This is a genomic window from Pseudomonas cremoris, from assembly GCF_014230465.1.
In genome coordinates, this window is sequence record NZ_JAAXCY010000004.1 from 467,884 (window position 1) to 492,763 (window position 24,880).

General features: G+C 60.4%; 25 protein-coding genes. 12 read left to right on the forward strand and 13 right to left on the reverse strand.

Annotation, left to right across the window (positions count from 1 at the left end):
• Positions 1–77: 77 nt before the first annotated feature.
• Positions 78–1,700: a methyl-accepting chemotaxis protein gene (locus tag HF257_RS12105; protein ID WP_185709463.1), complete on the reverse strand. Its 1,623-nt coding sequence runs from the start codon at positions 1,698–1,700 to the stop codon at positions 78–80.
• Positions 1,701–2,014: 314 nt separating this feature from the next.
• On the opposite strand from HF257_RS12105, the gene HF257_RS12110 reads away from it, so the two are divergent.
• Positions 2,015–2,353: a hypothetical protein gene (locus HF257_RS12110; RefSeq protein WP_185709462.1), complete on the forward strand. Its 339-nt coding sequence runs from the start codon at positions 2,015–2,017 to the stop codon at positions 2,351–2,353.
• On the opposite strand, the gene HF257_RS12115 is transcribed toward HF257_RS12110, so the two are convergent.
• Complete coding sequence (locus HF257_RS12115) at positions 2,350–3,462, reverse strand: enoyl-CoA hydratase/isomerase family protein (RefSeq protein WP_185709461.1); 1,113 nt, start codon at positions 3,460–3,462, stop codon at positions 2,350–2,352. The two genes, HF257_RS12110 and HF257_RS12115, sit on opposite strands and share 4 nt — an antisense overlap.
• A 136-nt stretch (positions 3,463–3,598) precedes the next feature.
• On the opposite strand from HF257_RS12115, the gene ung reads away from it, so the two are divergent.
• Entirely contained in the window at positions 3,599–4,291 is a 693-nt protein-coding gene (ung, locus tag HF257_RS12120) for a uracil-DNA glycosylase (RefSeq protein ID WP_185709460.1), read from the forward strand.
• A 126-nt stretch (positions 4,292–4,417) separates the two neighbouring features.
• Here the strand turns inward: ung and HF257_RS12125 are convergent, their stop codons facing one another.
• The 5 genes from HF257_RS12125 to HF257_RS12145 are packed head-to-tail and all read right to left on the reverse strand — an operon-like array spanning position 4,418 to position 9,793.
• Positions 4,418–5,455: an AbrB family transcriptional regulator gene (locus HF257_RS12125; RefSeq protein ID WP_185709459.1), complete on the reverse strand. Its 1,038-nt coding sequence runs from the start codon at positions 5,453–5,455 to the stop codon at positions 4,418–4,420.
• The gene (locus tag HF257_RS12130; RefSeq protein WP_135288140.1) at positions 5,448–6,962 is read right to left on the reverse strand and encodes a tripartite tricarboxylate transporter permease; all 1,515 of its coding nucleotides are present in this window, start codon (positions 6,960–6,962) and stop codon (positions 5,448–5,450) included. Before HF257_RS12130 ends, HF257_RS12125 begins: the two co-directional genes overlap by 8 nt.
• A gap of 1 nt (position 6,963) precedes the next feature.
• Positions 6,964–7,422, reverse strand: coding sequence for a tripartite tricarboxylate transporter TctB family protein (locus HF257_RS12135; RefSeq protein WP_185709458.1), 459 nt, complete (start codon positions 7,420–7,422; stop codon positions 6,964–6,966).
• Positions 7,423–7,482: 60 nt separating this feature from the next.
• Positions 7,483–8,466, reverse strand: a complete 984-nt coding sequence (locus HF257_RS12140) for a Bug family tripartite tricarboxylate transporter substrate binding protein (protein ID WP_185709457.1) — start codon at positions 8,464–8,466, stop codon at positions 7,483–7,485.
• A 34-nt stretch (positions 8,467–8,500) separates the two neighbouring features.
• Positions 8,501–9,793: an OprD family porin gene (locus HF257_RS12145; RefSeq protein WP_185709456.1), complete on the reverse strand. Its 1,293-nt coding sequence runs from the start codon at positions 9,791–9,793 to the stop codon at positions 8,501–8,503.
• A gap of 235 nt (positions 9,794–10,028) precedes the next feature.
• On the opposite strand from HF257_RS12145, the gene HF257_RS12150 reads away from it, so the two are divergent.
• Together HF257_RS12150 and HF257_RS12155 are read left to right on the forward strand one after the other, a co-directional pair.
• Entirely contained in the window at positions 10,029–10,700 is a 672-nt protein-coding gene (locus HF257_RS12150; protein WP_010212220.1) for a response regulator, read from the forward strand.
• Positions 10,693–12,078: a sensor histidine kinase gene (locus HF257_RS12155; RefSeq protein ID WP_185709455.1), complete on the forward strand. Its 1,386-nt coding sequence runs from the start codon at positions 10,693–10,695 to the stop codon at positions 12,076–12,078. Before HF257_RS12150 ends, HF257_RS12155 begins: the two co-directional genes overlap by 8 nt.
• On the opposite strand, the gene HF257_RS12160 is transcribed toward HF257_RS12155, so the two are convergent.
• Both HF257_RS12160 and ygfZ read right to left on the reverse strand, forming a co-directional pair.
• Positions 12,079–12,900 carry an HDOD domain-containing protein gene (locus tag HF257_RS12160; protein ID WP_185709454.1) on the reverse strand — a complete coding sequence of 274 codons (822 nt, stop codon included), beginning with the start codon at positions 12,898–12,900 and terminating at the stop codon, positions 12,079–12,081.
• Between the two features lie 36 nt (positions 12,901–12,936).
• Positions 12,937–13,878: a CAF17-like 4Fe-4S cluster assembly/insertion protein YgfZ gene (gene ygfZ, locus HF257_RS12165; protein ID WP_185709453.1), complete on the reverse strand. Its 942-nt coding sequence runs from the start codon at positions 13,876–13,878 to the stop codon at positions 12,937–12,939.
• 140 nt (positions 13,879–14,018) lie between these two features.
• On the opposite strand from ygfZ, the gene HF257_RS12170 reads away from it, so the two are divergent.
• The gene (locus HF257_RS12170) at positions 14,019–14,273 is read left to right on the forward strand and encodes an FAD assembly factor SdhE (protein WP_014717362.1); all 255 of its coding nucleotides are present in this window, start codon (positions 14,019–14,021) and stop codon (positions 14,271–14,273) included.
• A complete protein-coding gene (locus HF257_RS12175; RefSeq protein ID WP_185709452.1) occupies positions 14,257–14,703 on the forward strand; it encodes a protein YgfX in 447 nt (148 codons plus the stop codon). Before HF257_RS12170 ends, HF257_RS12175 begins: the two co-directional genes overlap by 17 nt.
• Here the strand turns inward: HF257_RS12175 and nadB are convergent.
• Positions 14,672–16,288 carry an L-aspartate oxidase gene (gene nadB, locus HF257_RS12180; protein WP_185709451.1) on the reverse strand — a complete coding sequence of 539 codons (1,617 nt, stop codon included), beginning with the start codon at positions 16,286–16,288 and terminating at the stop codon, positions 14,672–14,674. The two genes, HF257_RS12175 and nadB, sit on opposite strands and share 32 nt — an antisense overlap.
• A gap of 463 nt (positions 16,289–16,751) precedes the next feature.
• On the opposite strand from nadB, the gene rpoE reads away from it, so the two are divergent.
• From rpoE to HF257_RS12200, 4 genes are all read left to right on the forward strand, one after another.
• Positions 16,752–17,333: an RNA polymerase sigma factor RpoE gene (rpoE, locus tag HF257_RS12185; RefSeq protein WP_003172477.1), complete on the forward strand. Its 582-nt coding sequence runs from the start codon at positions 16,752–16,754 to the stop codon at positions 17,331–17,333.
• Between the two features lie 32 nt (positions 17,334–17,365).
• Positions 17,366–17,953 (forward strand): sigma-E factor negative regulatory protein, encoded by a 588-nt coding sequence (locus tag HF257_RS12190; RefSeq protein ID WP_065882095.1) that lies wholly within the window; start codon positions 17,366–17,368, stop codon positions 17,951–17,953.
• A gap of 15 nt (positions 17,954–17,968) precedes the next feature.
• Positions 17,969–18,931, forward strand: coding sequence for a MucB/RseB C-terminal domain-containing protein (locus HF257_RS12195; protein ID WP_185709450.1), 963 nt, complete (start codon positions 17,969–17,971; stop codon positions 18,929–18,931).
• A 234-nt stretch (positions 18,932–19,165) separates the two neighbouring features.
• Complete coding sequence (locus tag HF257_RS12200) at positions 19,166–20,602, forward strand: DegQ family serine endoprotease (protein ID WP_185709449.1); 1,437 nt, start codon at positions 19,166–19,168, stop codon at positions 20,600–20,602.
• 69 nt (positions 20,603–20,671) lie between these two features.
• On the opposite strand, the gene HF257_RS12205 is transcribed toward HF257_RS12200, so the two are convergent.
• Positions 20,672–22,105 (reverse strand): M48 family metalloprotease, encoded by a 1,434-nt coding sequence (locus HF257_RS12205; protein WP_185709448.1) that lies wholly within the window; start codon positions 22,103–22,105, stop codon positions 20,672–20,674.
• A gap of 95 nt (positions 22,106–22,200) precedes the next feature.
• Between HF257_RS12205 and HF257_RS12210 the strand changes: the two genes are divergently transcribed.
• Both HF257_RS12210 and HF257_RS12215 read left to right on the forward strand, forming a co-directional pair.
• Positions 22,201–22,440 (forward strand): sulfurtransferase TusA family protein, encoded by a 240-nt coding sequence (locus HF257_RS12210; protein WP_010212198.1) that lies wholly within the window; start codon positions 22,201–22,203, stop codon positions 22,438–22,440.
• 31 nt (positions 22,441–22,471) lie between these two features.
• Complete coding sequence (locus HF257_RS12215) at positions 22,472–23,542, forward strand: AI-2E family transporter (protein ID WP_185709447.1); 1,071 nt, start codon at positions 22,472–22,474, stop codon at positions 23,540–23,542.
• A gap of 36 nt (positions 23,543–23,578) precedes the next feature.
• Here the strand turns inward: HF257_RS12215 and HF257_RS12220 are convergent, their stop codons facing one another.
• Entirely contained in the window at positions 23,579–24,052 is a 474-nt protein-coding gene (locus HF257_RS12220; RefSeq protein ID WP_185709446.1) for a peroxiredoxin, read from the reverse strand.
• Positions 24,053–24,062: 10 nt separating this feature from the next.
• Positions 24,063–24,623, reverse strand: coding sequence for a glycine cleavage system protein R (locus HF257_RS12225; RefSeq protein ID WP_003172487.1), 561 nt, complete (start codon positions 24,621–24,623; stop codon positions 24,063–24,065).
• Positions 24,624–24,880 lie beyond the last annotated feature (257 nt).

Below are 24,880 nucleotides of genomic sequence, written 5' to 3' on the forward strand. Positions count from 1 at the left end.
CGGGCAGTGCAGGAGGGGAGGCTTGTGTGAGGGGCGAGTGCATCACGCGGGTGCGCGGATGCACTGCAATGAAGCGTTTACAGCTGGAACTTGCTGACCAAGGTGTTGAACGAGGTGGCCAGGCGCGACAGGTCTTGGCTGGATGCGTTGGTCTGGTGCGCACCGGCGGCGGTCTGGGTGGACAGATCCTGGATGTTCAGCAGATTGCGGTCTACCTCACGGGCGACCTGGGCTTGTTCTTCGGACGCGGAGGCGATCACCAGGTTGCGCTCGTTGATCTTCGCCACGCTGTCCGTGATCCGCTGCAGCGCTTCACCGGCGTTCTGCGCCAGGGCCTGGGTGTTAGTGGCCCAGGTCAGGCTCTTGTTCATGGCGGCCACGGCGTCATCGGCGCCGACCTGTACGGCGCCGATCATTTTTTCGATATCGACGGTGGACGTTTGCGTGCGATGCGCCAGCGCCCGCACTTCATCGGCGACCACGGCAAAACCGCGACCTTGCTCACCGGCACGGGCGGCTTCGATGGCGGCGTTGAGGGCCAGCAGGTTGGTCTGGTCGGCGATGCCACGGATCACGTCGATCACATTGCCGATTTCACGCACTTGGCCGGCGAGGTCGGCCACCGACTGCGTAGAGTCGTTGATCTCATCCACCATCGAGCGCATGCCGGACACGGCCTGTTCCACCTGCTGGCGGCCGTCTTCGGCTTCGGTGGTGGCCTGGCGCGAGGCTTCGGAGGTGGACACGGCGTTGCTCGCGACTTCGTCCACCGCTGCGGTCATCTGGTTTACCGCAGTGGCGGCTTGTTGGATTTCGTCGTTTTGGCGCGTCAGGCCACGGCTGCTTTCATCGGTGACTGCGCTGAGTTCTTCGGCGGCCGAGGCGAGTTGGTCGGACGCATTGGCGATTTCCACCAGGGTACTTTTGAGGCCGCCCTGCATATCTGACAGCGCCATCAGCAGTTGCCCGGCTTCGTCGGTGCGTTCGGTGATGATGGCTTGGGTCAGGTCGCCCTTGGCGATGCGCTGTGCGCTGTCTACCGCTTGGGCGATGGGGCGGGTGATCAGGCGGGTGATCAACACTCCAATGGCGATGGCGATGATGAAGGCCAGCACAATGCCGCTGATCATCCAGGTCAGCGCGCTGGCGCGCAGATCATCGGCGGCGACGGCGCCTTCTTGGATCTGGCGGTTGTTGGACTCGATCATCACGCGGATCAGTTCGCGCGCCTGGCGGAACAGCTCATTGTTGGTGGAGTTGAGTTGGCTGCGGGCCTGTTCGAACTGGCCGCCATCGAGCAACGCGATGACGCGGTCGGAGTTGCTGATGTACGTGGGCCAGAGCTGGTCGAGCTTGTCGCCTGCCGCCCGTTCGTCGTCTTCCAGCGGCGTGGCGCGGTAAGTGGCGTAGGCCGCCTGGCTGCGCTTGAGTTCGTTGGCGATGTCTTGGCGTACACGGTCGCGGTCTTGTGCGGCGACGTCACCTTTGCTGGCGTCCATCAGGCGGTACAGGCCGCGGTTGTGGGCGACCAGGCCATTGAGGGTGGCCGCCGTGTTACTGACCGAGACCAGGTTGTTGGAGAACGTCAGTTCCAGGGCTGTAGCAAGGCGTGCGACCCCCTGGATACCCAACAGGCCGACCCCGAGGGTGACCAGTGCACACATAAGAAATGAAAGCAGCAGCTTGGTAGCGATTTTCATGGCTCGAATCCGGCGATAGGGGCGAATGGCGCACGCTAGAGCCTCCCTGGCTTTGTGCGATGTCATAGTGATATCATCGCAATCCGCACAGTTTCGAGCCAGGTAAATTTACTGAAACGATAAATCTAATGGGTTGCTGACCCTTGGGTCGCGGCTTCGAAGGGGGTCATCAGTCAATCCGCGTAGATGTATCAATCTATTACCAGATCGCACCAGATTCGGTTTTTGATGTCAGATATTTCGTCATTCAGTGAAAGATGAATGCCGCCCTCCCGCGTCGCTGGAGGTGCTCTTCCGCGGTCCAGGAGGCCGCCATGTATCGACGATTGCTACTCAGCGCTTTACTCGGTCTGACCCTTTCTGCCTGTGTGCCTTACTACGACGGTGGTGCCACGTACTATCGTTCCGAGGTCTACACCGCGCCCGCGCCGGCCTACTACTACGGCGGTCCGACCTACCTGTATGGACGTAGCTACTACGCGCCGCCACCGCGCTACTATTCGGCGCCGCGCTATTACCAGCCAGCACCGCGCTATTACCCGAGGCCGGATTACCGACCCTATCCAAACCAGGGTTGGGGCAATCGCTGGGGTAACGGCGGTGGTCATAACCGGGGTGGCCATGACGGCGGAGGCCATGGCGGGCACCGTTAAATCTCGGAGAGGTCCGCCAACGGGTGCCTGCCTTCCCACGCCTTGTGAAAGTGTGCCTGCACCACTCCCTCGGGAACGCTATTGATATCGGGCCAGTGCCAGTGCGGCTTCTGGTCCTTATCGATCAATCGCGCCCGAACGCCTTCGGCGAATTCCGGGTGACGGCAGCAATTGAGGCTCAAGGTGTATTCCATCTGGAACACCTGGGCCAGGGACAGGTGGCGGGCACGTTGAATCTGTTCCCACACCAGATGCGCGGTCAGCGGGCAACCCTCGCTCAAGGTTTTACCTGCCCGGTTGAACAGCGGGTCGCTGTGCTCGCGCAATTGGCTTAATGCGCGCCAGGCGCAGCGCACATCGCCGACATCCAGCCACTCGTCGATCTGCGCGCGTCGCGGCAGCCATTGCGCTTCGGGTTGCTGGTCGACGGCTTCCTGGGCCAGTGCTTTGAGCAGGCTGTTGAGTTGCATCGCCGTTTGCTCCTGCCAGTTCAGTTGCAACAGGCCATCGAGCAGTTCGTCCTGTTGGTCGTCACGCAGGAAGCGGTCGGCCAGGTCCAGGTCCAGGGCGTCGCGCCCGTTGATATGGGCGCCGGTCAGACCAAGAAACAGACCCAACTTGCCCGGCAGGCGCGACAAGAACCTGCTGGCCCCTACATCGGGATACAAGCCGATGCTGATTTCGGGCATCGCCAACCGGCTGCTCGGGGTGACGATGCGCACCGCCGCGCTTTGCAGCAGGCCCATGCCGCCGCCCAGCACATAGCCATGGCCCCAGCAGATCAACGGTTTGGGGTAGGTGTGCAGGCGGTAGTCGAGACGATATTCCGCGGCAAAAAACTGTGCGGCCAGGTCAGGCACCACACCGGGTTGTTCAAGGCAGGCCAGGGCCAGGCTGCGCACTTCGCCGCCGGCACAAAACGCCTTGGGGCCGTTGCCGCGCAGTAGCACGCAAACGATGTTCGGGTCCTTGGCCCAGGCGTCCAGGCGTTCGCCCAGCGCCAGGATCATCGGCAGGGAGAGGGCGTTGAGGGACTTTTCCGCATCCAGGCTGGCGATGCCAATGCGGGCACCGTCGCTGCCGGTCAGCTCTTCGAAGTGCAGGTTCATCGTGACCTCATTCGGGGAAGTGAAGGATGAGTATGATCCCTTCGTGGGAAAAAACCGGTTGTGTGTCAGATCAATTGACAAGCGGGGTCAGCTTTCCTAGGGTTCGCCACATTCTTTTTTACAAGACCATTCAACCATGACCGAAGACGACCGTATCAAACTCGAACCCAGCTGGAAACACGCCCTGCGGGATGAGTTCGAGCAGCCGTATATGGCCCAGTTGCGCGAGTTCCTGCGCCAGGAACATGCCGCCGGCAAAGAGATCTACCCGCCCGGTCCGCTGATTTTCAATGCCCTCAATTCCACGCCGCTGGACAAGGTCAAGGTGGTGATCCTCGGCCAGGACCCTTACCACGGCCCCGGCCAGGCCCACGGTTTGTGCTTCTCGGTGCAACCGGGCGTGCCGACGCCACCGTCCTTGGTGAACATCTATAAAGAGCTCAAGCGCGACCTCAATATCGACATCCCCAACCACGGCTGCCTGCAAAGCTGGGCCGACCAGGGCGTGCTGATGCTCAACACCACCATGACCGTAGAGCGCGCCAATGCCAACGCCCATGCGGGCAAGGGCTGGCAGTTCTTTACCGATCGGATTATCGAAGTGGTCAGCCAGCATCAGCCGCACCTGGTGTTCCTGCTGTGGGGCGCCCATGCGCAGGGCAAGCAGAAGCTGGTGGATGCGACCAAGCACCTGGTGTTGACCTCGGTGCATCCGTCGCCGTTGTCGGCGTATCGCGGGTTCTTGGGCTGTGGGCATTTCAGCCGCACCAACAAATTTCTTGAGCAGAATGGCGAGACGCCGATTGAGTGGCGGTTGCCGCCGATCTAAAGTTTGTCCGCAGGCCAATGTGGGAGCGGGCTTGCTCGCGAATGCGGAGTGTCAGACAGAAAATTTTTCACTGACACACAGCATTCGCGAGCAAGCCCGCTCCCACATTTAGAACTGTGCCAAGCCTTAGGTTTGTTCTGGCTGACGGTTCCAATGCCTGAACAACGGCTCCGCCAAAAACAGCACAAACAACAACCGCATTACCTGCATCGCCGTCACCAATGGCACCGACAGTTGCAGGGTCTCCGCCGTCAAGCTCATCTCGGCAATCCCGCCGGGCATCATGCCCAACGTCAACGAGCGCAGGTCCAGATGGGTCAGCGCACTCAAGCCCACCGCCGCCAATGTCGCCAGCGCCATGGTCAAGGCCGTACCGATCAAGGTGCGTCCCATGAATGAGGGCGCGCGGCGAAAGAACTGACGGTTGAAGTGGCAACCCAAACCGCTGCCGATCAACCATTGGCCAATCTGGCTGCCACCGTCAGGCAGGCCGATGTGCAGGTCCCACACCACGCTAGCGGTAGCGCTCACCAACAATGGCCCGAATAGCCAAGGGTTTGGCTGACGCAAACGCTGCCATCCCCATGCCACCAACGCGCCAAGGGGAAAGAGCGTCAGCAACCACGGCCAGCTCACCGGTGCCGGGTGAAACTGCGGCGTGCCGCCTTCCAGCACATACTTGAAGATCGCTGGCACACACAACACCACCACCAGCACGCGCAAACTCTGCCCCGCTGCAACGCGGCTAAGCACCGCGCCATTGCGTGCGCCGAGGTTGACCATCTCACCGGAACCGCCGGGCATGCTGGAGAAGAACGCCGTAGCGCGGTCTTCACCACTGCGTCGCATCAACCACACGCCGACAATGCTCGACAGGCTGGTGACCAGCGCGCCGAAGAAGATCAGCCCGAAATGGCTCATCACCTGCTCGATCACCACCGGGGTGAAGTGCAGGCCGATGCCGATCCCGACCACCCATTGGCCGCATTTGCGCCCGCCGGGAATCTCCGCCAACTGCCACGGCGTGAGGCAACGCACCAGGATAATCGCCAGCAACGAGCCGACCATGTACGGCAAAGGCCAGCCGACCAGGCTGGCCAGGTAACCGCCGGCCAGGCCGACCAGCGGTGTTCCCCACCAATGTTTAAAGGTGACCTCAGACATCGGCCACGGCACGACGCTGCAGGGCACGTTTACGGTAGATGCGCACCAGCGGGAACATCAGCATCAACGCAGTCAGCACCCACACACCAAAGGTGATCGGGCTCGACCAGAGGATGTCCAGCGCACCGTTGGAGATCGACAGCGCACGGCGCAGGTTCTGCTCCATCAGGCCGCCGAGGATAAAGCCCAGCAGCACTGGCGACAGCGGGAAGTCGAGCTTGCGCAGGATGTAGCCGAAGATACCGATACCTACCATCAGGAACAGGTCGAAGGTGGTGGCGTGAACGGCGTACACACCGATCGCGGTGATGATGGCGATCACCGGCACCAGCGCCCAGTTCGGCACGGCCAGGATGCGGGTGAAGATGCGGATCATCGGGATGTTGAGGATCACCAGCATGATGTTGGCGATAAACAACGACGCGATCAGGCCCCAGACGATGTCCGGTTGCTGTTGGAACAGCAGCGGGCCCGGGGTGATGTTGTACAGCGACAAGGCGCCGATCATCACAGCGGTGGTGCCCGAACCGGGTACGCCGAGGGTCAGCATTGGTACCAGCGCGCCACAGGCGGAAGCGCCGATCGCGGTTTCCGGGGCCGCGAGACCGCGCATGTCACCCTGGCCGAATTTACCGCTGGCACCGGCCAGGCGTTTTTCGGTCATGTAGGCAACGGCCGACGCCAAGGTGGCGCCTGCACCGGGCAATACACCCATGATGAAGCCCAGCAGGCCGCAGCGGATGTTAACCACAAAGACAGCGGACGCTTCCTTCAGGTTGAACATCATCCGTCCGGTGGCTTTCACCGCTTCCTGGCCACGGTGGGTTTTTTCCAGCAGCAACAGGATCTCGCTGATGGAGAACAAGCCCAGCACCAACACCACGAACTGGATGCCGTCGGTGAGGTGGATGTTATCGCCCGTGAAACGGTACACGCCGCTGTTGGCGTCGATGCCGACCGCTGACAGGAACAGGCCGATCAGCGCCGCCACGAAGGTCTTCAGCGGCTTGTCACCGGCCATGCCGCCCAGGCAGACAATCGCGAACACCATCAGGACGAAATATTCCGCCGGTCCAAAGGCTATCGCCCACTTGGCCAGCAGCGGCGCAAACAACACCATGCCGCAGGTGGCGATGAACGCGCCGATAAACGAACTCCACGCCGACAACGACAGCGCTACACCGGCCAGGCCTTTACGGGCCATCGGGTAGCCGTCGAGGGTGGTCATCACGGTGGAGGCTTCACCCGGGATGTTGAGCAGGATCGAGCTGATACGGCCGCCGTACTCGCAGCCCAGATACACGGCTGCCAGCAGGATCAACGCCGACTCGGGCGGCAGGCCCAGGGCGAATGCGATGGGAATCAACAACGCCACGCCGTTGATCGGGCCCAGGCCCGGCAGCAGGCCGACGACAGTACCGATCAAGGTGCCGCACAGTGCGGTCACCAGGTTGTAAGGGGACAGTGCAACGCCGAAGCCCTGGCCCAAATAGCTGAACGTATCCATATCAGTTCTCCAGAACGTCGAGCAGACCGAGGGGCAGCGGCACATCCATGGCTTTATCGAACAGCAGATAAAGACCGATGGCCATCAGGCTGACGATCACCACACTTGGCAACCAGCGGCCGCCGTACAGGCGTGCCATGGGGATGCCGATCAACATGCTGCTGAGGATGAAACCGAGCGATTCAAAGGTGCCGGCGAACACGATCAGCAAGCCGACACAAATGCCGATCTTGACCAGGGTTTCGCGGTCCAGTGCCGGTTCTTCTTCGGTATGTTTGGTCGGCTGCGGGCGAAACAGCATGTAGATCAGGCCCAGGCTCATCAGCCCGAGCATGAGCAGCGGGTAGGCACGAGGCCCCACCGGCTCGTAGGAAAACGCCGCCTGATACGGCCAGGCCATCAGCGCGAGGCCGGCGCACACCAGCAACATCACAGAAGCGAAAATGCGTTGTAAAAGCATGTGAAACTCCTCGGCCACACCCGTTATGGCAACGGGCATGGCCTTGAGACAGAGGGGCGATTACTGGATCAGGCCAAACTCTTTGGCCAGCACTTTGTAGTCAGCCACTTGTTTCTTCACGTAGGTGTCCAGCTCCGGGCCGGTCATGGCGAACGGGAACAGCTCGCGCTGGTCACGCAGCTTGGCGAACTCTTCGGAAGCCAGCAGTTTGTCGAATGCGTCTTTCCACCAGGCGTAGTCGGCATCGCTGACTTTTGGCCCGAGGTAGAAGCCACGCACCACTGGCCAGACGATGTCGTAGCCTTGCTCTTTGGCGGTCGGAATATTCTTCATTTCCGGCTCGTCCAGGCGCTCGTCGGAGAACACCGCCAGCAGGCGCATGTCACCGCTCAAGATGTGCGGCATGGAGTCGGAGATGTCGGTACTGCCCACTTGGATGTGGCCGCCGAGCAGAGCCGTGGCGATTTCGCCGCCGCCTTCCAGCGCCACATAACGCAGTTCGCGCGGGTTGATCCCGGCAGCCTTGGCGATCAGGGCTGTTTGCATCCAGTCCTGGCTGCCGACGGTGCCGCCGGAACCGATTACCACGCTGCCTGGATCTTTCTTCAGGGCTTTGACGAGATCGTCGAGGGTCTTGTAGGGCGAATCCGCTTTCACGGCGATGGCACCGTAGCTGGTGCCGACCGCTGCCAACCAACGCACGGCGCTTTCATCGAAGCGGCCGAACTTGCCTTGGGCCAGGTTCAACAGCGAACCGCTGGACCAGGCCACCAAGGTGCCCGCATCCGCAGGGCGCTGGGCGACCACAGCGTTGTAGGCCACCGCGCCGACGCCGCCCGGCATGTAGGTCACGCGCATTGGCTTGCTCAGCAACTTCTCGTTGACCAGCGCGCTTTGCGCCAGTTTGCAGGTCAGGTCAAAACCGCCGCCGGGGGAGGCCGGGGCGATGCATTCCGGGCGCTTGGGTTCATCGGCGGCCAGCAGTTGGCCAGCGAACACCATGCAGCCGGCGGCGAGGGCCAATTTACGCAGTGAAAAGCTCATGTTTTATCTCCGTCTTTGTTGTTATGAGTAGCGACTACCACAGTGCGACGCTGTAACTGACCAGCACGCGCATTTCATCCGCATCACGGGCCGAGTAGTTGGAACGGTACGTGGCATTACGCAGGCGCACGGCCACATCCTTGAACGTGCCGCTTTGCACCACGTAGCGGATCTCGCTGTTGCGTTCCCATTCCTTGCCGGTGTCGCCGTTCTTGAGCTTGATGTTGTCACCCGACAGGTAACGGCTCATGAAGCTCAAGCCGGGAATGCCCAGCTTGGCGAAGTCGTAGTCGTAACGCGCCTGCCAGGAGCGTTCTTCGGCGCCGGCGAAGTCGTTGATCTGCACGAAGTTGACCAGGTACGGGTCGCTGCCATCCACATACGGGAACGCGCTGTCGCCGGACATGTGCTGGTAGCCGGCGCTGAGCTTATGGCCATTGAGGGCATAGCTGAACAGGCCATTGAGGGATTTGTTGTCGATTTTGCCGCCACGGGCGGCGCCTGCGTCATCACTGATAGCCAGGCGCAAGTCGGCGGCGAAGGTGCCGGGGCCCATTGGGCGCGCGGCTACCAGGCCGAGGAAGTGCTGGCGGTACACGTCGTCGAGCTGGGCGAAGTGGTAGCTGCCGGTGATCTTGTCGGCGAACTTGTAGTCTGCACCACCGAAGTTGAAGTGCTTGCCGGTGGCGCCACTGACGAAGCGGCTGTTCTTGTTGTTGAGCGCGATGTCTTCATAGTGGGTGACGTCGCGGTCCTTGGCTTTGTCCAGGCGGCCGCCGGTGAACACCAGGTTCTTGAATTCCTTGGAGGTGATCAGGCCGCCATTGAAGGTCTGCGGCAGGATGCGGCCGTCGTTGGGCTTGAGGATCGGCAGTTCGGGGATCAGCGCGCCGATCTTCAACTCGGTGGCCGAGATTTTCACTTTGCCGGTCAGGCCCAGCTTGGAGTATTCGTTGGCGGCGCGGCCATCGTCGTGGGTAGGCAACAGGCCGGTGCCGGTGCGGTCGGGGCTGGAGTCGAGCTTGACCCCAAGCATGCCCAGCGCATCCACGCCAAAGCCGACGGTACCGTCGGTGTAGCCCGATTGCAGGTTGAGCATGAAACCTTGGGCCCACTCGTCGCGCTTGGATTGCTGCGCGCTGGTGCCGTCGCGAAAGTCGCGGTTGAAGTACATGTTGCGGGTTTCCAGGGTCCCGCTGCTGTCTTCAAAGAAGGCGGCCTGGCCAAGCGGCGAAAATCCGGCAAGGGCTGCGGCACTGGCAAGGGCGGTCTGGGTAAGGCGAGAGGAACGCACAGGCGAGAAGGCCTGGGGCTGTGTCGACAGCATCGTTGTGTACTCCGTTATTGTTCTTATTTTGGCGAAAACGCTTCAAGGCGTTTTTCGGGCGCTACGGATCAGGTAGCTCGGCAGGCATGACCCACCGTAGCTGGATGCTAAAGGGCGAAGCTTTCACTAACCTTTCAGTTGCCTTTCAATGTTTTCGGGCTTCACAGGGCAGGCGGCGCCTGTAAACTGCCCGGCAAAGCGTGGCGTCTCCCATGCCCGAATGAGGTGAAAATCCATGCGTGTCCTTTTGGTTGAAGACCATTTGCAGCTCGCCGAAAGTGTCGCCCAGGCGCTCAAGAGCACGGGTTTGACCGTGGATGTGCTGCACGACGGCGTGGCCGCAGACTTGGCCTTGAGCAGTGAGGAATACGCGGCGGCAATCCTGGATGTGGGCCTGCCGCGCATGGACGGTTTCGAGGTGCTCGCCCGTTTACGCGCCCGTGGGAAAAACTTGCCAGTGCTGATGCTGACGGCGCGCAGTGATGTGAAGGACCGTGTGCATGGGCTCAATCTCGGTGCGGACGACTACCTGGCCAAACCCTTTGAACTGACCGAGCTGGAAGCACGGGTCAAGGCGCTGTTGCGCCGTAGCGTGTTGGGCGGAGAGCGCCAACAGGCCTGTGGCGTGCTGGTGTATGACCTCGACACACGCCGCTTCACGGTTGGCGGCGAACTGATGACCTTGACGTCCCGTGAGCAGGCGGTGCTTGAAGCGCTGATTGCGCGCCCGGGCCGTGTGATGAGCAAAGAACAACTCGCCTCGCAGGTGTTCGGGCTTGATGAAGAGGCCAGCCCCGATGCCATCGAAATCTATGTACACCGGCTGCGCAAGAAACTCGACGGCCAACCCATCGCCATCGTGACGTTCCGCGGCCTTGGCTACTTGCTGGAAGCTCGTGATGCATAAGCCCAGCAGCCTGCGCTGGCGGCTGCTGTGGAACCTGGCGCTGTTGTTGGTGCTGTTGATGCTGGCCAGCGGCATGAGTGCCTATTGGAATGGTCGCGAGGCCGCCGACACCGCCTACGACCGCACCTTGCTGGCCTCGGCACGGACCATCGCCGCTGGCTTGACCCAGGTCGACGGCACCCTCAGCGCCAATGTGCCGTATGTGGCCTTGGACACGTTTGCCTACGACAGCGCCGGACGCATTTATTACCAGGTCAACGATATTGATCAGAAGCTGATCTCTGGCTACGAACACCTCCCTGGTCCGCCGCCCGGCACGCCGCGAACCGACGATTATCCTGCGTTGGCGCGCTTTTACGATGCCGTGTACCAGGGGCAACCCGTGCGTGTGGTCAGCCTGCTCAAGGCGGTCTCCGAGCCGAACATGAACGGCATGGCGGAAATCCGCGTGGCCGAAACCGATGAAGCGCGGGTCGCCATGGCCCGCAGCTTGATGGCCGATACGTTGTTGCGCTTGGGCATGCTGGCGGTGGGCGCGTTGTTGCTGGTGTGGTTTGCGGTCAGCGCCGCGCTGCGCCCGCTGGAGCGTTTGCGTACGGCGGTAGAAGAGCGTCAGCCCGACGACCTGCGTCCGCTGCCGTTGGTGGAAGTGCAGCATGAGTTTGGCCCGCTGGTGCGCTCCCTCAATCACTTCACCGAACGCCTGCGTGGCCAGTTCGAGCGCCAGGCGCAGTTTATTGCCGACGCGGCCCATGAACTGCGCACGCCGCTCGCCGCACTCAAGGCGCGTCTGGAATTGGGCCTGCGCAGCGATGCGCCGGACACCTGGCGCAGCACCCTGGAAACCGCCGCCCAGGGCACCGACCGCTTGACCCACTTGGCCAACCAGTTGCTGTCGCTGGCACGCATCGAAAACGGCGCCCGGGCAATTGCCGAGGGCGGCGCGCAGTTGTTGGACCTCAGCCAATTGGCCCGTGAACTGGGCATGGCCATGGCACCGCTGGCGCACGCACGCGGCGTGGCGTTGGCGCTGGAAGCCGACGAGCCGGTATGGCTGCGGGGCGAGCCGACTTTGTTGAACGAGTTGCTGAGCAACCTGGTGGACAACGCCCTGGCGCACACGCCGCCGGGCGGCAACGTGATCCTGCGGGTGACCGCGCCGGCGGTGCTGGAAGTTGAAGATGACGGCCCTGGGATTCCGCAGGAGGAGCGTGACCGGGTGTTCGAACGTTTCTATCGCCGCAGCCAGCAGGGTATGGGGTCTGGCTTGGGTTTGGCGATTGTCGGCGAGATCTGCCGGGCGCATCTGGCGCAGATCAGCCTGCACGATGGCGAGCAGGCGGGGCTGAAGGTGCGGGTGAGTTTTATCGCCGGTTGATCAGTAGAACATCGAGCGGGCTTCATCCAGCTCGGCGCGCAGGGCGTCGCTGTAAGGGTCGACTCGCAGCTTCTTGATCGCCGGCAGGCTGGATACCGATACATGTGCCAGCGGGTGATCGGTGCCGCGATGGCAATACAGCACGGCAATCTGCACCAGGTCGATGTAGTCGAGGCTGGCTGATTCCCGTTCCAGGTTCAGGTATTGACCCGGCAGCTTGGCGAGCATTTCGGGGAAGTCCCAGCCATGCAGCAATTTATCCCCCAGTAACGGGTGGATACTGTCGATCACGTGGTTGAGGCTGACCGGGTCCGAGAGCAACTCGTAGTGATCTTCGGCATAGGTGAGGATCGGCAACACACCGATCTGGTGCACCAAGCCGCCCAGCGCCGCCTGGTCTGGCTTGAGCTGGCTGTGGCTACGGCACAAGGCGTAGCTCACGCCCGCTACTTCCAGGCTTCGACGCCACACTTCGCGCATTTTCAGTTCGACCGCTTCGGAGCGGGCGTGGAAGATTTGCTCCATCACCAGGCCGATGGCCAGGTTGCTGCTGTAGTTGGTGCCCAGCCGGGTGATGGCGGTGTGCAGGTCGGTGACTTCCTGGGTCGCGCGTAGCAAAGGGCTGTTGACCACTTTGATCAGGCGTGCCGACAGCGCGGTATCGCGACCGATCACCTTGCTCAAATGGCTGATGCTGATCTCCGGGTCTTCGGCGGCCTGACGAATTTTCAGGGCCACTTCCGGTAAAGTCGGCAGAACCAGGTCATCGTTGCCGATGGCCGTAACCAAAGCCTGTTGGACTTTTTCCGCCAGCTTGTTCATTCATGATCTCTAGGGTGTTGCAAAAAAGTACGGCGATTAACGCTGGATCTCTCGATCACGGTCGAGTGTGTAAGGCAGGTCAAGCAGGTGCAAGGCGGGGCCTTCCAGGGTGCCTAAGTGCACATCGCCACTGTCGGCTGCTTCGGCTTGCAACACCGCCAGAAGTTCAATGGACTGGTCGGCTTTTGCCGCTAGTACCACTTCACCGATCGAACTGTTGTGGCTGGGCGAAAACAGCGGGGTGCCTGGCTCGGGCGTTTCAGCCGCATCAAGGCTCAAGCGATAAAGGCGACGCTTGAGTTTGCCCAGGTACTGCATGCGCGCGACGATTTCCTGGCCGGTGTAGCAGCCTTTCTTGAAGCTCACGCCGCCAATGGCTTGCAGGTTGAGCATTTGCGGAATGAACAGTTCGCGGGTTTGCGGCATGACCTGGCCGATGCCGGCGCGGACCTGGCCGAGCAACCATTCATTCAGATCGGCTTCTTTCAATGCCGCCGTCAACTGACTGCGTACGGTTTGGGCGTGTTCTGCGGGCACCCAAAGTTCGGCGCGGCCAGGGGACACACGGATGGCAATCAATGTGTCGGTACGTACGACGCTGTCGGTTTCTGGCGGCAGCTCAAGGCCTAGGCTGGCCAGGGCCTGGTCTGCGTTCACCAGGCCAAAACGCGCCCAACCGGCGCTTTCGTCGGTGAGCTTGGATTTGGAGAACACCGCGTATTTTTTCAGGTCTGCCAACTGCGGTTCCAGCAGCTCGCTGGCCATGGCCAGCAACACGCCGTCACCTTGCAGCAAGATACGAAAGCTCGACTGCATGCGGCCTTTTTGCGTACAGCGCGCGCCGAGGCTGGCCTGCGTCTCGCTCAGGTAATTGAGGTTGCAGGTCAGTTGCCCTTGCAGGAACTTGGCAGCGTCGGCGCCGCGGACGGCGAGAACGCCTTCGTGGGACAGGGGGCAGAAGAAAGCAGAGTCAGCCATGGGTCATCGCAGGTCAAAAAGTCATGGGTGCATCATAGAGGGGCGCCCGGCAAATGGATAGTTTCCGTATGGGGCGACCAAAGCCGAGTGTTCGGGTGCCGTCGGGCCTGTATACTTGCCGCCTATTTGAGGAGCGCTCCATGGTCGAAGATGTAGAAATCAATCGTCTCTACTGGCACAGCCGTCGCGGCATGCTTGAGCTGGACGTGTTGCTGGTGCCTTTCACCAAAGAGGTGTACGCGACCCTCAACCAGGTAGATCGCGACCTCTACGTCAGGCTGCTGACTTGCGAAGACCAGGATATGTTCGGCTGGTTCATGGAGCGCGCCGAATCTGAAGACCCAGAACTGCAGCGCATGGTTCGGATGATCCTGGATCGTGTCCAGCCCAAGTAATTCGTTCGAATGCCGCTGGCAGGCCTCACGGTTGTTGCTGGCGGTGTATCTCCTTGCCCAGCTGTTTGCGCTGGGCGCGCTGTTGTCGCTCGACCTGCCTTATTCAAGCCTCGGAATGCTGGTGTGCATGGCGCACGCTGCCTGTGTCTTGCCGCGTCATCTGTTACTGACTCACCGTTCGTCGATTCGTGGCTTGCGTCGCGATGAAGATGGCTGGCAATTGTTCAGTGACGAGCGCGGCTGGCACGCCGTGCAGTTGCGTCCCGATAGCGTGGCATTGCCACTTATTGTGGTGTTGCGCTATCGGTTGCCGGGTGAATGGCGGGTGCGTTCGGTGTGTGTACCGAAGGACTCGCAGGTCGCCGATGTGCATCGACGCCTGCGGGTACGCTTGAAGTTCAGCCGCCGTAGGTGGTTGGCACCAGAATAGTGTCGCGGGCTTCCGGCAGCATCTCGGGGTAGTCGAGGGTGTAATGCAGGCCTCGGCTTTCCTTGCGCTCCATGGCAGAGCGGATCATCAGCTCGGCCACTTGGGCCAGGTTGCGCAACTCGATCAAGTCGCGGCTGACTTTATAGTTGCTGTAGAACTCATCGATCTCATCCAGCAGCATGCGCACACGGTGCTGAGCCCGTTGCAGGCGCTTGGTAGTACGCACGATCCCCACGTAGTCCCACATGAAGCGCCGCAGTTCGTCCCAGTTGTGGGCGATGATCACGTCTTCGTCCGAATCGGTCACCTGGCTGGCATCCCAGCGGGGCAGGGCGGCGGGTACTGGAATGTGCGGCAGTTGGCCGAGAATGTCCTCGGCCGCCGAGCGCGCATAAACGAAACATTCGAGCAGCGAGTTGCTGGCCATGCGGTTGGCGCCATGCAGGCCGGTGAAGCTGGTTTCGCCAATGGCGTACAGGCCGGGCACGTCTGTGCGGCCGTGCCGGTCGACCATCACGCCGCCACAGGTGTAGTGGGCGGCCGGTACCACAGGGATCGGGCCCTTGGTGATGTCGATGTTGAACGCGAGGCAGCGCTCGTAGACGGTCGGGAAGTGCGTCTTGATGAAGGCTTCGGGCTTGTGGCTGATGTCCAGGTAGACGCAGTCGATGCCCAGGCGCTTCATTTCATGGTCGATGGCGCGGGCGACGATGTCACGCGGGGCCAGTTCGGCGCGCGGGTCGAAGCGCTGCATGAAGCGTTCGCCGTTGGGCAGCTTCAGGTGTGCGCCTTCGCCGCGTAGCGCTTCGGTAATCAGGAAGCTCTTGGCCAGCGGGTGATACAGGCAGGTAGGGTGGAACTGGTTGAATTCCAGGTTGGCCACCCGGCAGCCCGAGCGCCAGGCCATAGCGATGCCGTCGCCGCAGGCTCCGTCGGGGTTGCTGGTATAAAGGTAGACCTTGGCCGCGCCGCCCGACGCCAGGATAGTGAAGCGTGCGCCGTAAGTGTCCACTTCGCCGCTCGCGCGGTTGAGCACGTAGGCGCCGAGGCAACGCTCGCCCTCAAGGCCCAGGCGTTTTTCGGTGATCAGGTCGACGGCAACGCGTTGCTCCAGCAATTCGATGTTGGGTCGTTGGCGGGCTTGGTCGAGCAGGGTCTTGAAGATTGCGGCGCCAGTGGCGTCGGCGGCGTGGATGATGCGGCGGTGGCTGTGGCCGCCTTCGCGGGTCAAATGGAATTCGAAGCCGCCGTCGTCGTTGCCCGCGTGTTCATCACGGGTGAAGGGGACGCCCTGGTCGATCAGCCATTGAATTGCCTCGCGACTGTGCTCGACGGTGAAGCGCACCGCGTCTTCGTTGCACAGGCCGCCGCCGGCATTGAGGGTGTCTTCGACGTGAGACTGCACCGTATCGGTGTCGTCCAGCACGGCAGCGACGCCGCCTTGGGCCCAGAATGTCGAGCCGTTGGCGAGGTCGCCTTTGCTCAGTACTGCAATCCGCAGATGGCTGGGGAGGGTCAGTGCAAGGCTCAAGCCCGCCGCGCCGCTACCAATCACCAAGACATCGTGTTGAAACTGTTGGCTCATTTGAGGGATTCCGCAAAAAGCGATCCGAAGAGGTGGCGCAAACAGGACGCCTGGATCGGCGAATCAAAGGGTCACACGGGCTACTAGTATATAGAGGGGGGGAGCGGCACAATAGCCGGGCATTCGTGGCAATGTGAGATTACGGTGCACGGCTTGGGTAAAATCGGTCGGTTATTGAAGCGGGAACTTTTTGCATAAGCCCCGACTCAATAGCAGGTTGCCCGAAAGCTGGGAAAACGTTGAGTTTATTGGCCCGTCGGGAGCATTGGACGCGTCAGAAAACCGGCGACAAGATTATTCGCGCAGCCGGCGTTGCCCGCGCTGCGTTTTTCGTGTGTGCCAAATCAGTGCGTGCCGGAAACTTGCTTGAAGGGGGAGAACTTTTGCGAAAAGACCGAGTCTATGTTTGCAAGCCTGATCGTTTAGTTATGCAAGCCTCCTTCAAGTACAACGAGGAGTGTTCATGCTAACCCAGGAAGAGGATCAGCAGCTGGTCGAGCGCGTTCAACGCGGCGACAAGCGAGCTTTTGATCTGCTAGTGCTGAAATACCAGCACAAAATTCTCGGGTTGATCGTGCGTTTTGTGCACGACACCCATGAAGCGCAGGACGTTGCACAGGAAGCCTTTATCAAGGCCTACCGTGCGCTAGGCAACTTTCGCGGTGATAGTGCGTTTTACACGTGGCTATACCGCATCGCCATTAACACGGCGAAGAACTATCTGGTGTCTCGCGGACGCCGCCCGCCAGATAGTGATGTAAGTTCAGAAGATGCAGAATTTTACGATGGTGATCACGGCCTCAAAGATCTCGAGTCGCCGGAGCGTGCATTGCTGCGCGACGAGATCGAAGGAACCGTTCATCGCACAATTCAGCAACTGCCAGAAGATTTACGTACGGCGTTAACTTTACGTGAATTCGATGGTCTGAGTTACGAAGACATTGCGAGCGTCATGCAGTGTCCGGTGGGGACTGTAAGGTCACGGATTTTCCGGGCCCGGGAAGCCATCGATAAAGCCTTGCAACCGTTGTTGCAGGAAAACTAAAGACAGCGGCGACAGCCAAGAGAGGAACCGCCATGAGTCGTGATGCCCTGCAGGAATCGCTGTCCGCAGTGATGGATAACGAAGCGGATGAACTGGAACTTCGTCGAGTGCTTAACGCATTTGATGATGCCGAAACCCGTGATACCTGGTCTCGTTACCAAGTCGCTCGGGCGGTGATGCACAAGGATCTTCTAATCCCTCGTCTGGATATTGCTGCGGCCGTTTCTGCTGCGCTGGCTGATGAAGCCGTTCCGGCAAAAGCTGCTCGTGGTCCATGGCGTAGCCTGGGTCGCTTGGCAGTTGCTGCCTCGGTGACTGTTGCCGTGTTGGCCGGTGTTCGCCTGTACAACCAGGATGAAATTGCTGGTGCCGAACTGGCCCAACAGACCCAACAGCCGGTGATGGCTGGACCTCAGGTCAAAGGCCCAGCGGTATTGGCCGGCTACAAGGAAAGTTCTGACAGCACCGGCCCGATGGCCAATGGTGTACTGCAAGGGCAATCCGGTTGGCAGGACCAGCGTCTTCCAGGCTACCTGCGCCAGCACGCACAGGAATCAGCTCTGAAAGGCACTGAAAGTGCTCTGCCTTATGCTCGTGCCGCAAGCCTGGAAAACCGCTGATACGTAAGGAGCTCTATGCGCGCCATACCGCTCCTTACGCTTTTGCTCAGTGGTTGGATTGCACTCCCCGCCCACGCCGATGAAGCCCAAGACTGGCTGACTCGACTTGGGCGTGCAGAGCAACAGCAAAGCTTTCAAGGCACGTTCGTCTACGAACGTAACGGCAGTTTTTCTACCCACGACATCTGGCATCGCGTCCAGGATGGCCAGGTTCGCGAGCGGCTTTTGCAGCTCGACGGTTCGGCCCAGGAAGTTGTGCGGGTAGATGGTCATACTCAATGCGTCAGCGGCACCCTCGTCGCCGGCCTTGGCAATTCCCGTGATGCACCGTCACGTGCGCTGGACCCGCAAAAACTCAATGAATTCTATGAACTGGCCGTCATCGGCAAATCCCGCGTGGCCGGTCGTAATGCGGTGATCGTGTCGATTACCCCGCGTGATCAATACCGCTATGGTTTTGAATTGCATCTGGATCGCGAAACTGCTTTGCCACTCAAGTCACTGTTGCTTAATGATCAAGGGCAACTGCTGGAGCGTTTTCAGTTCACGCGTTTGAATACTTCAGCCGCGCCGGATGACCGTGACTTGCAGCCCAGCAGCGAATGCACGCCTATTGCTGTCGTCAAGAGCAGCGCGCCGGAAGTGGCGTCTACCGAGACTTGGCACCTGGAGTGGCTGCCGCCCGGTTTTCAACTGACCAATACCAGCGCTCGTCAGGATACCCAGACGAAAGCCACGGTCGACAGCCTGATGTATGAAGACGGGCTGGCGCGTTTCTCGGTATTCCTTGAGCCGATCAGCGATGCGGGCGTGACGGAAACCCGTACCCAATTGGGGCCCACGGTTGCCGTGTCCCGCCGCTTGAATACGGTGGATGGCGAAATGATGGTCACGGTCGTCGGTGAAATCCCTATCGGTACCGCAGAGCGCATCGCGCTCTCGGTGCGCGGTGAAAAAAAGCCAGCCGCCAAACCTTGAGCCGTTAATCCTATGTTCATCCTGACCTTTCACTGTACGTTCACGCCAGGTTGGCTGCCGAGAGCATGAAATGTCCGGATCAGCATTTTCACTTGCAAAAATCCCCCATGTTTTTTATAGGTCAGGGCTTGTCGGCTCTGGCCTTGTTTTGTTCGCGGAACAAAGATGTCGGTCGCAGTTTTCGGCGTTTCTTGAACCCTGTCGCTCAACCCTGCTCGTCGTAACGGGAGCTGTATGTCGATACCACGTTTGAAGTCTTACCTATCCATAGTCGCCACGGTATTGGTGCTGGGCCAGTCCTTGTCTGCGCAAGCGGCCGAGCTGCCTGACTTTACCCAACTGGTCGAGCAGGCCTCGCCGGCCGTGGTGAACATCAGTACCACGCAGAAACTGCCGGACCGCAAAGTTTCAAACCAACAGATGCCCGACCTCGAAGGCCTGCCGCCGATGCTGCGCGAGTTCTTCGAGCGCGGCATGCCGCAGCAGCGCTCCCCGCGTGGCGGTGGTGGCCAGCGTGAGGCTCAGTCCTTGGGTTCGGGTTTCATCATCTCGCCGGATGGCTACATCCTCACCAACAACCATGTGATTGCCGATGCCGACGAGATCCTTGTACGCCTGGCTGATCGCAGTGAGCTGAAAGCCAAGCTGGTCGGCACTGATCCACGTTCCGACGTGGCGTTGCTGAAAATTGAAGGCAAAGACCTGCCAGTGCTGAAACTGGGCAAATCCCAGGACCTGAAAGCCGGTCAGTGGGTTGTCGCCATCGGTTCGCCGTTTGGCTTTGACCACACCGTCACCCAAGGTATCGTAAGCGCCATTGGCCGCAGTCTGCCGAACGAAAACTACGTGCCGTTCATTCAGACCGACGTACCGATCAACCCGGGCAACTCCGGTGGTCCGCTGTTCAACCTGGCGGGCGAAGTTGTGGGGATCAACTCGCAGATCTACACGCGCTCCGGTGGTTTCATGGGCGTGTCGTTCGCGATCCCGATCGACGTGGCCATGGACGTTTCCAACCAGCTGAAAAGTGGTGGAAAGGTTAGCCGCGGCTGGTTGGGTGTCGTTATTCAGGAAGTAAACAAAGACCTGGCTGAGTCCTTCGGTCTCGACAAGCCGGCCGGTGCCCTGGTCGCGCAAATCCAGGACGATGGCCCAGCAGCCAAAGGTGGCCTGCAAGTCGGCGACGTGATCCTGAGCATGAATGGCCAGCCAATCGTCATGTCGGCGGACCTGCCGCACCTGGTCGGCGCACTCAAGGCTGGCAGCAAGGCCAAGCTGGAAGTGATCCGTGAAGGCAAGCGTCAGACTGTTGAACTGACCGTTGGCGCGATCCCTGAAGAGGGCGCGACGCTGGACGCCTTGGGTAACGCCAAGCCAGGTGCCGAGCGCAGCAGCAACCGCCTGGGCATTGCCGTGGTTGAGCTGACCGATGAGCAGAAGAAGAGCTTCGACCTCAAGAGCGGCGTCGTGATCAAGGAAGTGCAGGACGGTCCTGCGGCGCTGATCGGCCTGCAGCCCGGCGACGTGATCACCCACCTGAACAACCAGGCGATCAACTCCACCAAGGAATTCACCGACATCGCCAAGGCGCTGCCGAAGAATCGCTCGGTGTCGATGCGTGTGTTGCGTCAAGGTCGCGCCAGCTTCATTACCTTTAAGCTGGCCGAGTAATCTGCTAGCCCAATAGAAAAAGCCCCGCCTTCGTTAACCGAAGGTGGGGCTTTTTTGTGGGTGATGGCTTTAGCTCATCATCCCTTTCACCAGGCGTTCCTGTTCGATCAGTTCACGCTGCCGAGCGTCAATGCGCGACGACAGTGGGAAGTTGCTGCCAGCTCGGCGCTTGGCAAAGTCCAGCTGTTGGATGGCCTGCTGGAAGTCGCCGACCAAGGCGAAATATTCGGCACGGGCTTGATGAAGGCCGATGATGTTGCCAGACAAGCCGCGCGTCTCAGCGACCTGGTACCACACGTCAGGATCATCCGGGCGAGACTTGAGCAGCGCGTCCAAAGCCTTTTCTGCATCGGCAGTGCGGTTCTGCTTGAGCAGCAGGTCTACACGTACTTGGTTCAGCGGATAGTTGCCGGGGTACTGGGTGAGCATCTTGTCGGTGCGTTGCTGGGCGTCGGGCAAGCGGTTGTTATCGATGTCCAGTTGGATCTGCGCGAGGTTATAGGTAATGTCCGTGGGCGCCTTGGCCAGCAGGGGCGCGAGGTTTTCACGTGCCTCCTTGAATTGGGAGCCTTTGATCTGGGCGATTGCCAGCCCATAGCGCGCCACGTCGTTTTTTGGGTTTTCGTCCAGTTGCGCCTGGAAGCGCTTGGCGGCGAGGCCAGGGGTGTCTTCGTATTGCAACTGCACCCGCGCGCGAATCAGTTGATAGCGCAAACTGTCTTCCTTGCCGCCTGGCTTGGCTTGTTCAGCGCGGTTACGGGTGTCGGCGATCCGTGATTCGGTGACCGGGTGCGTCAGCAGGAATTCCGGTGGCTTGGCGTCGAAGCGGTATTGACGCATCAAACGCTCGAACATGGTCGGCATTGAGCGCGGGTCGTAGCCGGCTTTTTCCAGATTAAGGATGCCGATACGGTCAGCTTCTTGTTCGTTCTGGCGAGAGAAACGGCGCTGTTCCTGGATCGCCGCCGCTTGAGTGCCGGCGATCGCGGCGATACCGGCATCACCTGCACCTGCCGCTGCAGCAATGATGCCGCCGAGTAGGGCGGCCATCATCGGGATCTGCATGCGCTGTTGCGCTTCCACACCACGGGCGAAGTGGCGTTGAGACAAGTGCGCCAACTCGTGGGCCAGTACCGAAGCGTACTCGCCTTCGGTCTGCGCGTTGAGGAACAGGCCGCCGTTGACCCCGACAATCCCGCCAGGCGCAGCAAAGGCGTTCAGTTGCGGGCTGTTGATCAGGATGAACTCCAGGCGCCGGTCATTGACCTGACTGGTCTCTACCAGCTTGTACACGCTGGTTTCAACGTAATCCTTGAGCTGCGGGTCATTGAGCTGCGAGACCTGGCCCCGCAGGTAGGCCAGCCATGCGCGGCCCAGTTGATATTCCTGTTGTGGCGAGACAATGGCAGAACTGGCGTCGCCAAGTGACGGCAGGTCGTCAGCGAAGCCTGGGGAGGCCAGCAGGCAAGCCAGCGTCAGCAGGGTAGGGCGCAAAAAAGTCATGCACAGAGCCTTTCGACAAAGAGCTTACTGTAGCCGGACACTGAGCTTCGGACCAGATATTCTAAGCAGCCCAAACGCTTGCCCGGAGTAAAACCATGACCGACGCTGTAGCCTTCGATGCCGAACTTGACGCCAGCGGCCTCAATTGCCCGTTGCCGTTGCTCAAGGCCAAGCTGGAGCTCAATCGTCTAGCCAGTGGCGCAGTGCTCAAGGTCATCGCCACGGATGCAGGTTCCCAGCGGGATTTCCGAACCTTTGCCAAGTTGGCCGGGCATACTCTGTTGCACGAAGAAGACGCCGCCGGAGTGTACCGTTACTGGTTGCGCAAGGCCTGAACCGTTTGCCCCCACCACCCGAGGTTGATTGATGTTCAAAGTGTTACGAGACTGGATCCAGCGCTACTTCTCCGACGAAGAAGCTGTGGTGCTGGCGGTCCTGCTGTTTCTGGCCTTCACGGCCGTACTTACCTTGGGTGGCATGCTGGCGCCGGTGCTGGCGGGGATGGTGCTGGCTTACCTGATGCAAGGGTTGGTCACGACTCTTGAGCGTTTGCGCTTGCCGGGTGGGGCGGCGGTGGGGTTGGTGTTCGCCTTGTTCATGGGGTTGCTGGTGCTGTTCATCGTGGTGGTGTTGCCGTTGTTGTGGCACCAACTGATCACGCTGTTCAACGAGTTGCCGGGCATGCTCGCCAAGTGGCAGTCGTTGTTGCTGTTGTTACCGGAGCGTTACCCGCACCTGGTGTCGGATGAGCAAGTGTTGCAAGCCATCGAAGTGGCGCGCGGTGAGATAGGAAAGTTCGGGCAATGGGCGCTGACCTTTTCCCTGTCCAGCCTTCCGCTGTTGGTCAACATCATGATCTACCTGGTGCTGGTACCGATCCTGGTGTTCTTCTTCCTCAAGGACCGCGCCATGATCGGCCGCTGGGTGCGTGGGTACCTTCCGCGTGAACGGGCGTTGATTACTCGGGTGGCTGAGGAGATGAACCGGCAGATCGCGAACTACATACGTGGCAAGGTCATCGAGATCATCATCTGCGGCGGCGTCACCTACATTGCCTTTGTTGCCCTGGACCTGAACTACGCGGCCCTGCTCGCCTTGTTGGTGGGCCTGTCGGTAGTGGTGCCGTACGTAGGTGCGGTGGTGGTGACGGTGCCGGTGATGTTGATCGCGCTGTTCCAATGGGGCTGGAGCGACCAGTTCATCTACCTGATGGCGGTGTACGGCATCATCCAGACCCTGGATGGCAACGTACTGGTACCGCTGTTGTTTTCGGAAGCAGTAAACCTGCACCCGGTGGCGATCATCTGTGCGGTGTTGTTGTTCGGCGGGCTATGGGGGTTCTGGGGAGTGTTCTTTGCAATCCCCTTGGCGACACTGTTCAAGGCGGTGCTGGATGCGTGGCCACGACAGGAACCGGTGGTCGCGCCATTGTTGTAGTGAGCGGGGCAGGCCCGCTCACTACATGCCCGCGTGTCAGGCGTTGTTCAATGCCTGCGCTGCCGCCAAAACGGCATCCACGTGGCCAGGCACTTTCACACCACGCCATTCCTGACGCAGTACGCCGTCCTTGTCGATCAGGAACGTGCTGCGATCCACGCCCAGGTATTCCTTGCCGTACAGCTTCTTCAGCTTGATCACGTCAAACAGCTGGCAGACTGCCTCGTCCTTGTCGCTGATCAGTTCGAAAGGGAATTCCTGCTTGCCCTTGAAGTTCTCATGAGACTTCACGCTGTCGCGCGATACGCCAAACACCTCGGTGTTGGCGGCCTTGAATGCTTCGTACTGATCACGAAAGCCCTGGCCTTCGGTGGTGCAGCCCGGCGTGCTGTCTTTCGGATAGAAGTAGATCACCACTTGCTTGCCCTTGAGGGCCGCGAGGCTGAAGGTCTGGCCGCTGGTGGCCTGGGCTTCGAAATCGGCTACAGGTTTGTCGATGACAACTGCCATGGGGTCTTCCTTACATCGGGTTCTGTGGGCGCCAAGGCTCGATCAGGGCGTCGAGGTTCAAGGCATCGGCAAAGTCCAGGAACTGGTCGCGCAGCCAACTGATCTGCACGCCGGCCGGCAAGGTCACGGTGAACGTGGCATTGAGCATGGTGCCGCCAGTTTGCGGGGCCTGGTAGGTGTCGCAGGTCAGGTTCTCCAGTTCGACGTTATGGTCGATGAAGAACTGGCACAGCTCGTTGACGATGTCCGAACGGTAAGCCGAGCTGACATAGGCGACATAGGGCAGTGCCTGCGGACGATTTTCCAAGGCGGCGCTGCGTACCACGTTGACGGTGAAGTCATGCTTCTTGGCCAGGCCCGGCAGGCCGGTTTCCAGGCGCGCCAAGGCGTCCCAGGTGCCGGAGATCTGAAGCACCAGCGCACTGCACTCGCCGTGGCGGGTCAGGCGGGAGGTCACGACGGCGCAGCGGTTTTCATGGCTGGCGCGGCACAGGACGTTGGTCAGCTCCATGGGGTTGGCGCCGAGGGCACTGATAACAAGGAATTGTTCGCGAACTGTGGGGGTGGACATGCAGCCTTCCTAAAGCGATGAGCGGTCGATACGTTGAGGCTGTATCGATCAAAGCATGAAGGGTAGCGAAAAGCGCCGCCAAGGGATAGGAGGTGGCGTTTTCATTGCGTGATCGGCTTGATTTGGCCGTGCTAAAACCCCGGCTTTGGCCCAATGATGGCATTGCCCGTCGTTTAGTTGCGCCAGAACGCGTCCTCACGCGGTACTTCGCTTGTGCAAGCATCTTGGCGCCAGTACCATTACGGCTCTCTTTTTCC

Excerpts from the sequence above, each read along its gene's own strand:
- HF257_RS12190 (WP_065882095.1), top strand. The coding sequence starts at position 17,366 with ATGAGTCGTGATGCCCTGCAGGAATCGCTGTCCGCAGTGATGGATAAC.
- HF257_RS12150 (WP_010212220.1), top strand. The coding sequence starts at position 10,029 with ATGCGTGTCCTTTTGGTTGAAGACCATTTGCAGCTCGCCGAAAGTGTC.
- HF257_RS12130 (WP_135288140.1), bottom strand. The coding sequence starts at position 6,962 with ATGGATACGTTCAGCTATTTGGGCCAGGGCTTCGGCGTTGCACTGTCC.
- nadB (WP_185709451.1), bottom strand. The coding sequence starts at position 16,288 with ATGAGCCAACAGTTTCAACACGATGTCTTGGTGATTGGTAGCGGCGCG.
- HF257_RS12210 (WP_010212198.1), top strand. The coding sequence starts at position 22,201 with ATGACCGACGCTGTAGCCTTCGATGCCGAACTTGACGCCAGCGGCCTC.
- HF257_RS12140 (WP_185709457.1), bottom strand. The coding sequence starts at position 8,466 with ATGAGCTTTTCACTGCGTAAATTGGCCCTCGCCGCCGGCTGCATGGTG.
- ung (WP_185709460.1), top strand. The coding sequence starts at position 3,599 with ATGACCGAAGACGACCGTATCAAACTCGAACCCAGCTGGAAACACGCC.
- HF257_RS12225 (WP_003172487.1), bottom strand. The coding sequence starts at position 24,623 with ATGTCCACCCCCACAGTTCGCGAACAATTCCTTGTTATCAGTGCCCTC.
- HF257_RS12215 (WP_185709447.1), top strand. The coding sequence starts at position 22,472 with ATGTTCAAAGTGTTACGAGACTGGATCCAGCGCTACTTCTCCGACGAA.
- HF257_RS12110 (WP_185709462.1), top strand. The coding sequence starts at position 2,015 with ATGTATCGACGATTGCTACTCAGCGCTTTACTCGGTCTGACCCTTTCT.
- HF257_RS12195 (WP_185709450.1), top strand. The coding sequence starts at position 17,969 with ATGCGCGCCATACCGCTCCTTACGCTTTTGCTCAGTGGTTGGATTGCA.
- rpoE (WP_003172477.1), top strand. The coding sequence starts at position 16,752 with ATGCTAACCCAGGAAGAGGATCAGCAGCTGGTCGAGCGCGTTCAACGC.
- HF257_RS12105 (WP_185709463.1), bottom strand. The coding sequence starts at position 1,700 with ATGAAAATCGCTACCAAGCTGCTGCTTTCATTTCTTATGTGTGCACTG.
- HF257_RS12135 (WP_185709458.1), bottom strand. The coding sequence starts at position 7,422 with ATGCTTTTACAACGCATTTTCGCTTCTGTGATGTTGCTGGTGTGCGCC.
- HF257_RS12170 (WP_014717362.1), top strand. The coding sequence starts at position 14,019 with ATGGTCGAAGATGTAGAAATCAATCGTCTCTACTGGCACAGCCGTCGC.
- HF257_RS12220 (WP_185709446.1), bottom strand. The coding sequence starts at position 24,052 with ATGGCAGTTGTCATCGACAAACCTGTAGCCGATTTCGAAGCCCAGGCC.
- HF257_RS12125 (WP_185709459.1), bottom strand. The coding sequence starts at position 5,455 with ATGTCTGAGGTCACCTTTAAACATTGGTGGGGAACACCGCTGGTCGGC.
- HF257_RS12145 (WP_185709456.1), bottom strand. The coding sequence starts at position 9,793 with ATGCTGTCGACACAGCCCCAGGCCTTCTCGCCTGTGCGTTCCTCTCGC.
- HF257_RS12155 (WP_185709455.1), top strand. The coding sequence starts at position 10,693 with ATGCATAAGCCCAGCAGCCTGCGCTGGCGGCTGCTGTGGAACCTGGCG.
- ygfZ (WP_185709453.1), bottom strand. The coding sequence starts at position 13,878 with ATGGCTGACTCTGCTTTCTTCTGCCCCCTGTCCCACGAAGGCGTTCTC.
- HF257_RS12200 (WP_185709449.1), top strand. The coding sequence starts at position 19,166 with ATGTCGATACCACGTTTGAAGTCTTACCTATCCATAGTCGCCACGGTA.
- HF257_RS12160 (WP_185709454.1), bottom strand. The coding sequence starts at position 12,900 with ATGAACAAGCTGGCGGAAAAAGTCCAACAGGCTTTGGTTACGGCCATC.
- HF257_RS12205 (WP_185709448.1), bottom strand. The coding sequence starts at position 22,105 with ATGACTTTTTTGCGCCCTACCCTGCTGACGCTGGCTTGCCTGCTGGCC.
- HF257_RS12115 (WP_185709461.1), bottom strand. The coding sequence starts at position 3,462 with ATGAACCTGCACTTCGAAGAGCTGACCGGCAGCGACGGTGCCCGCATT.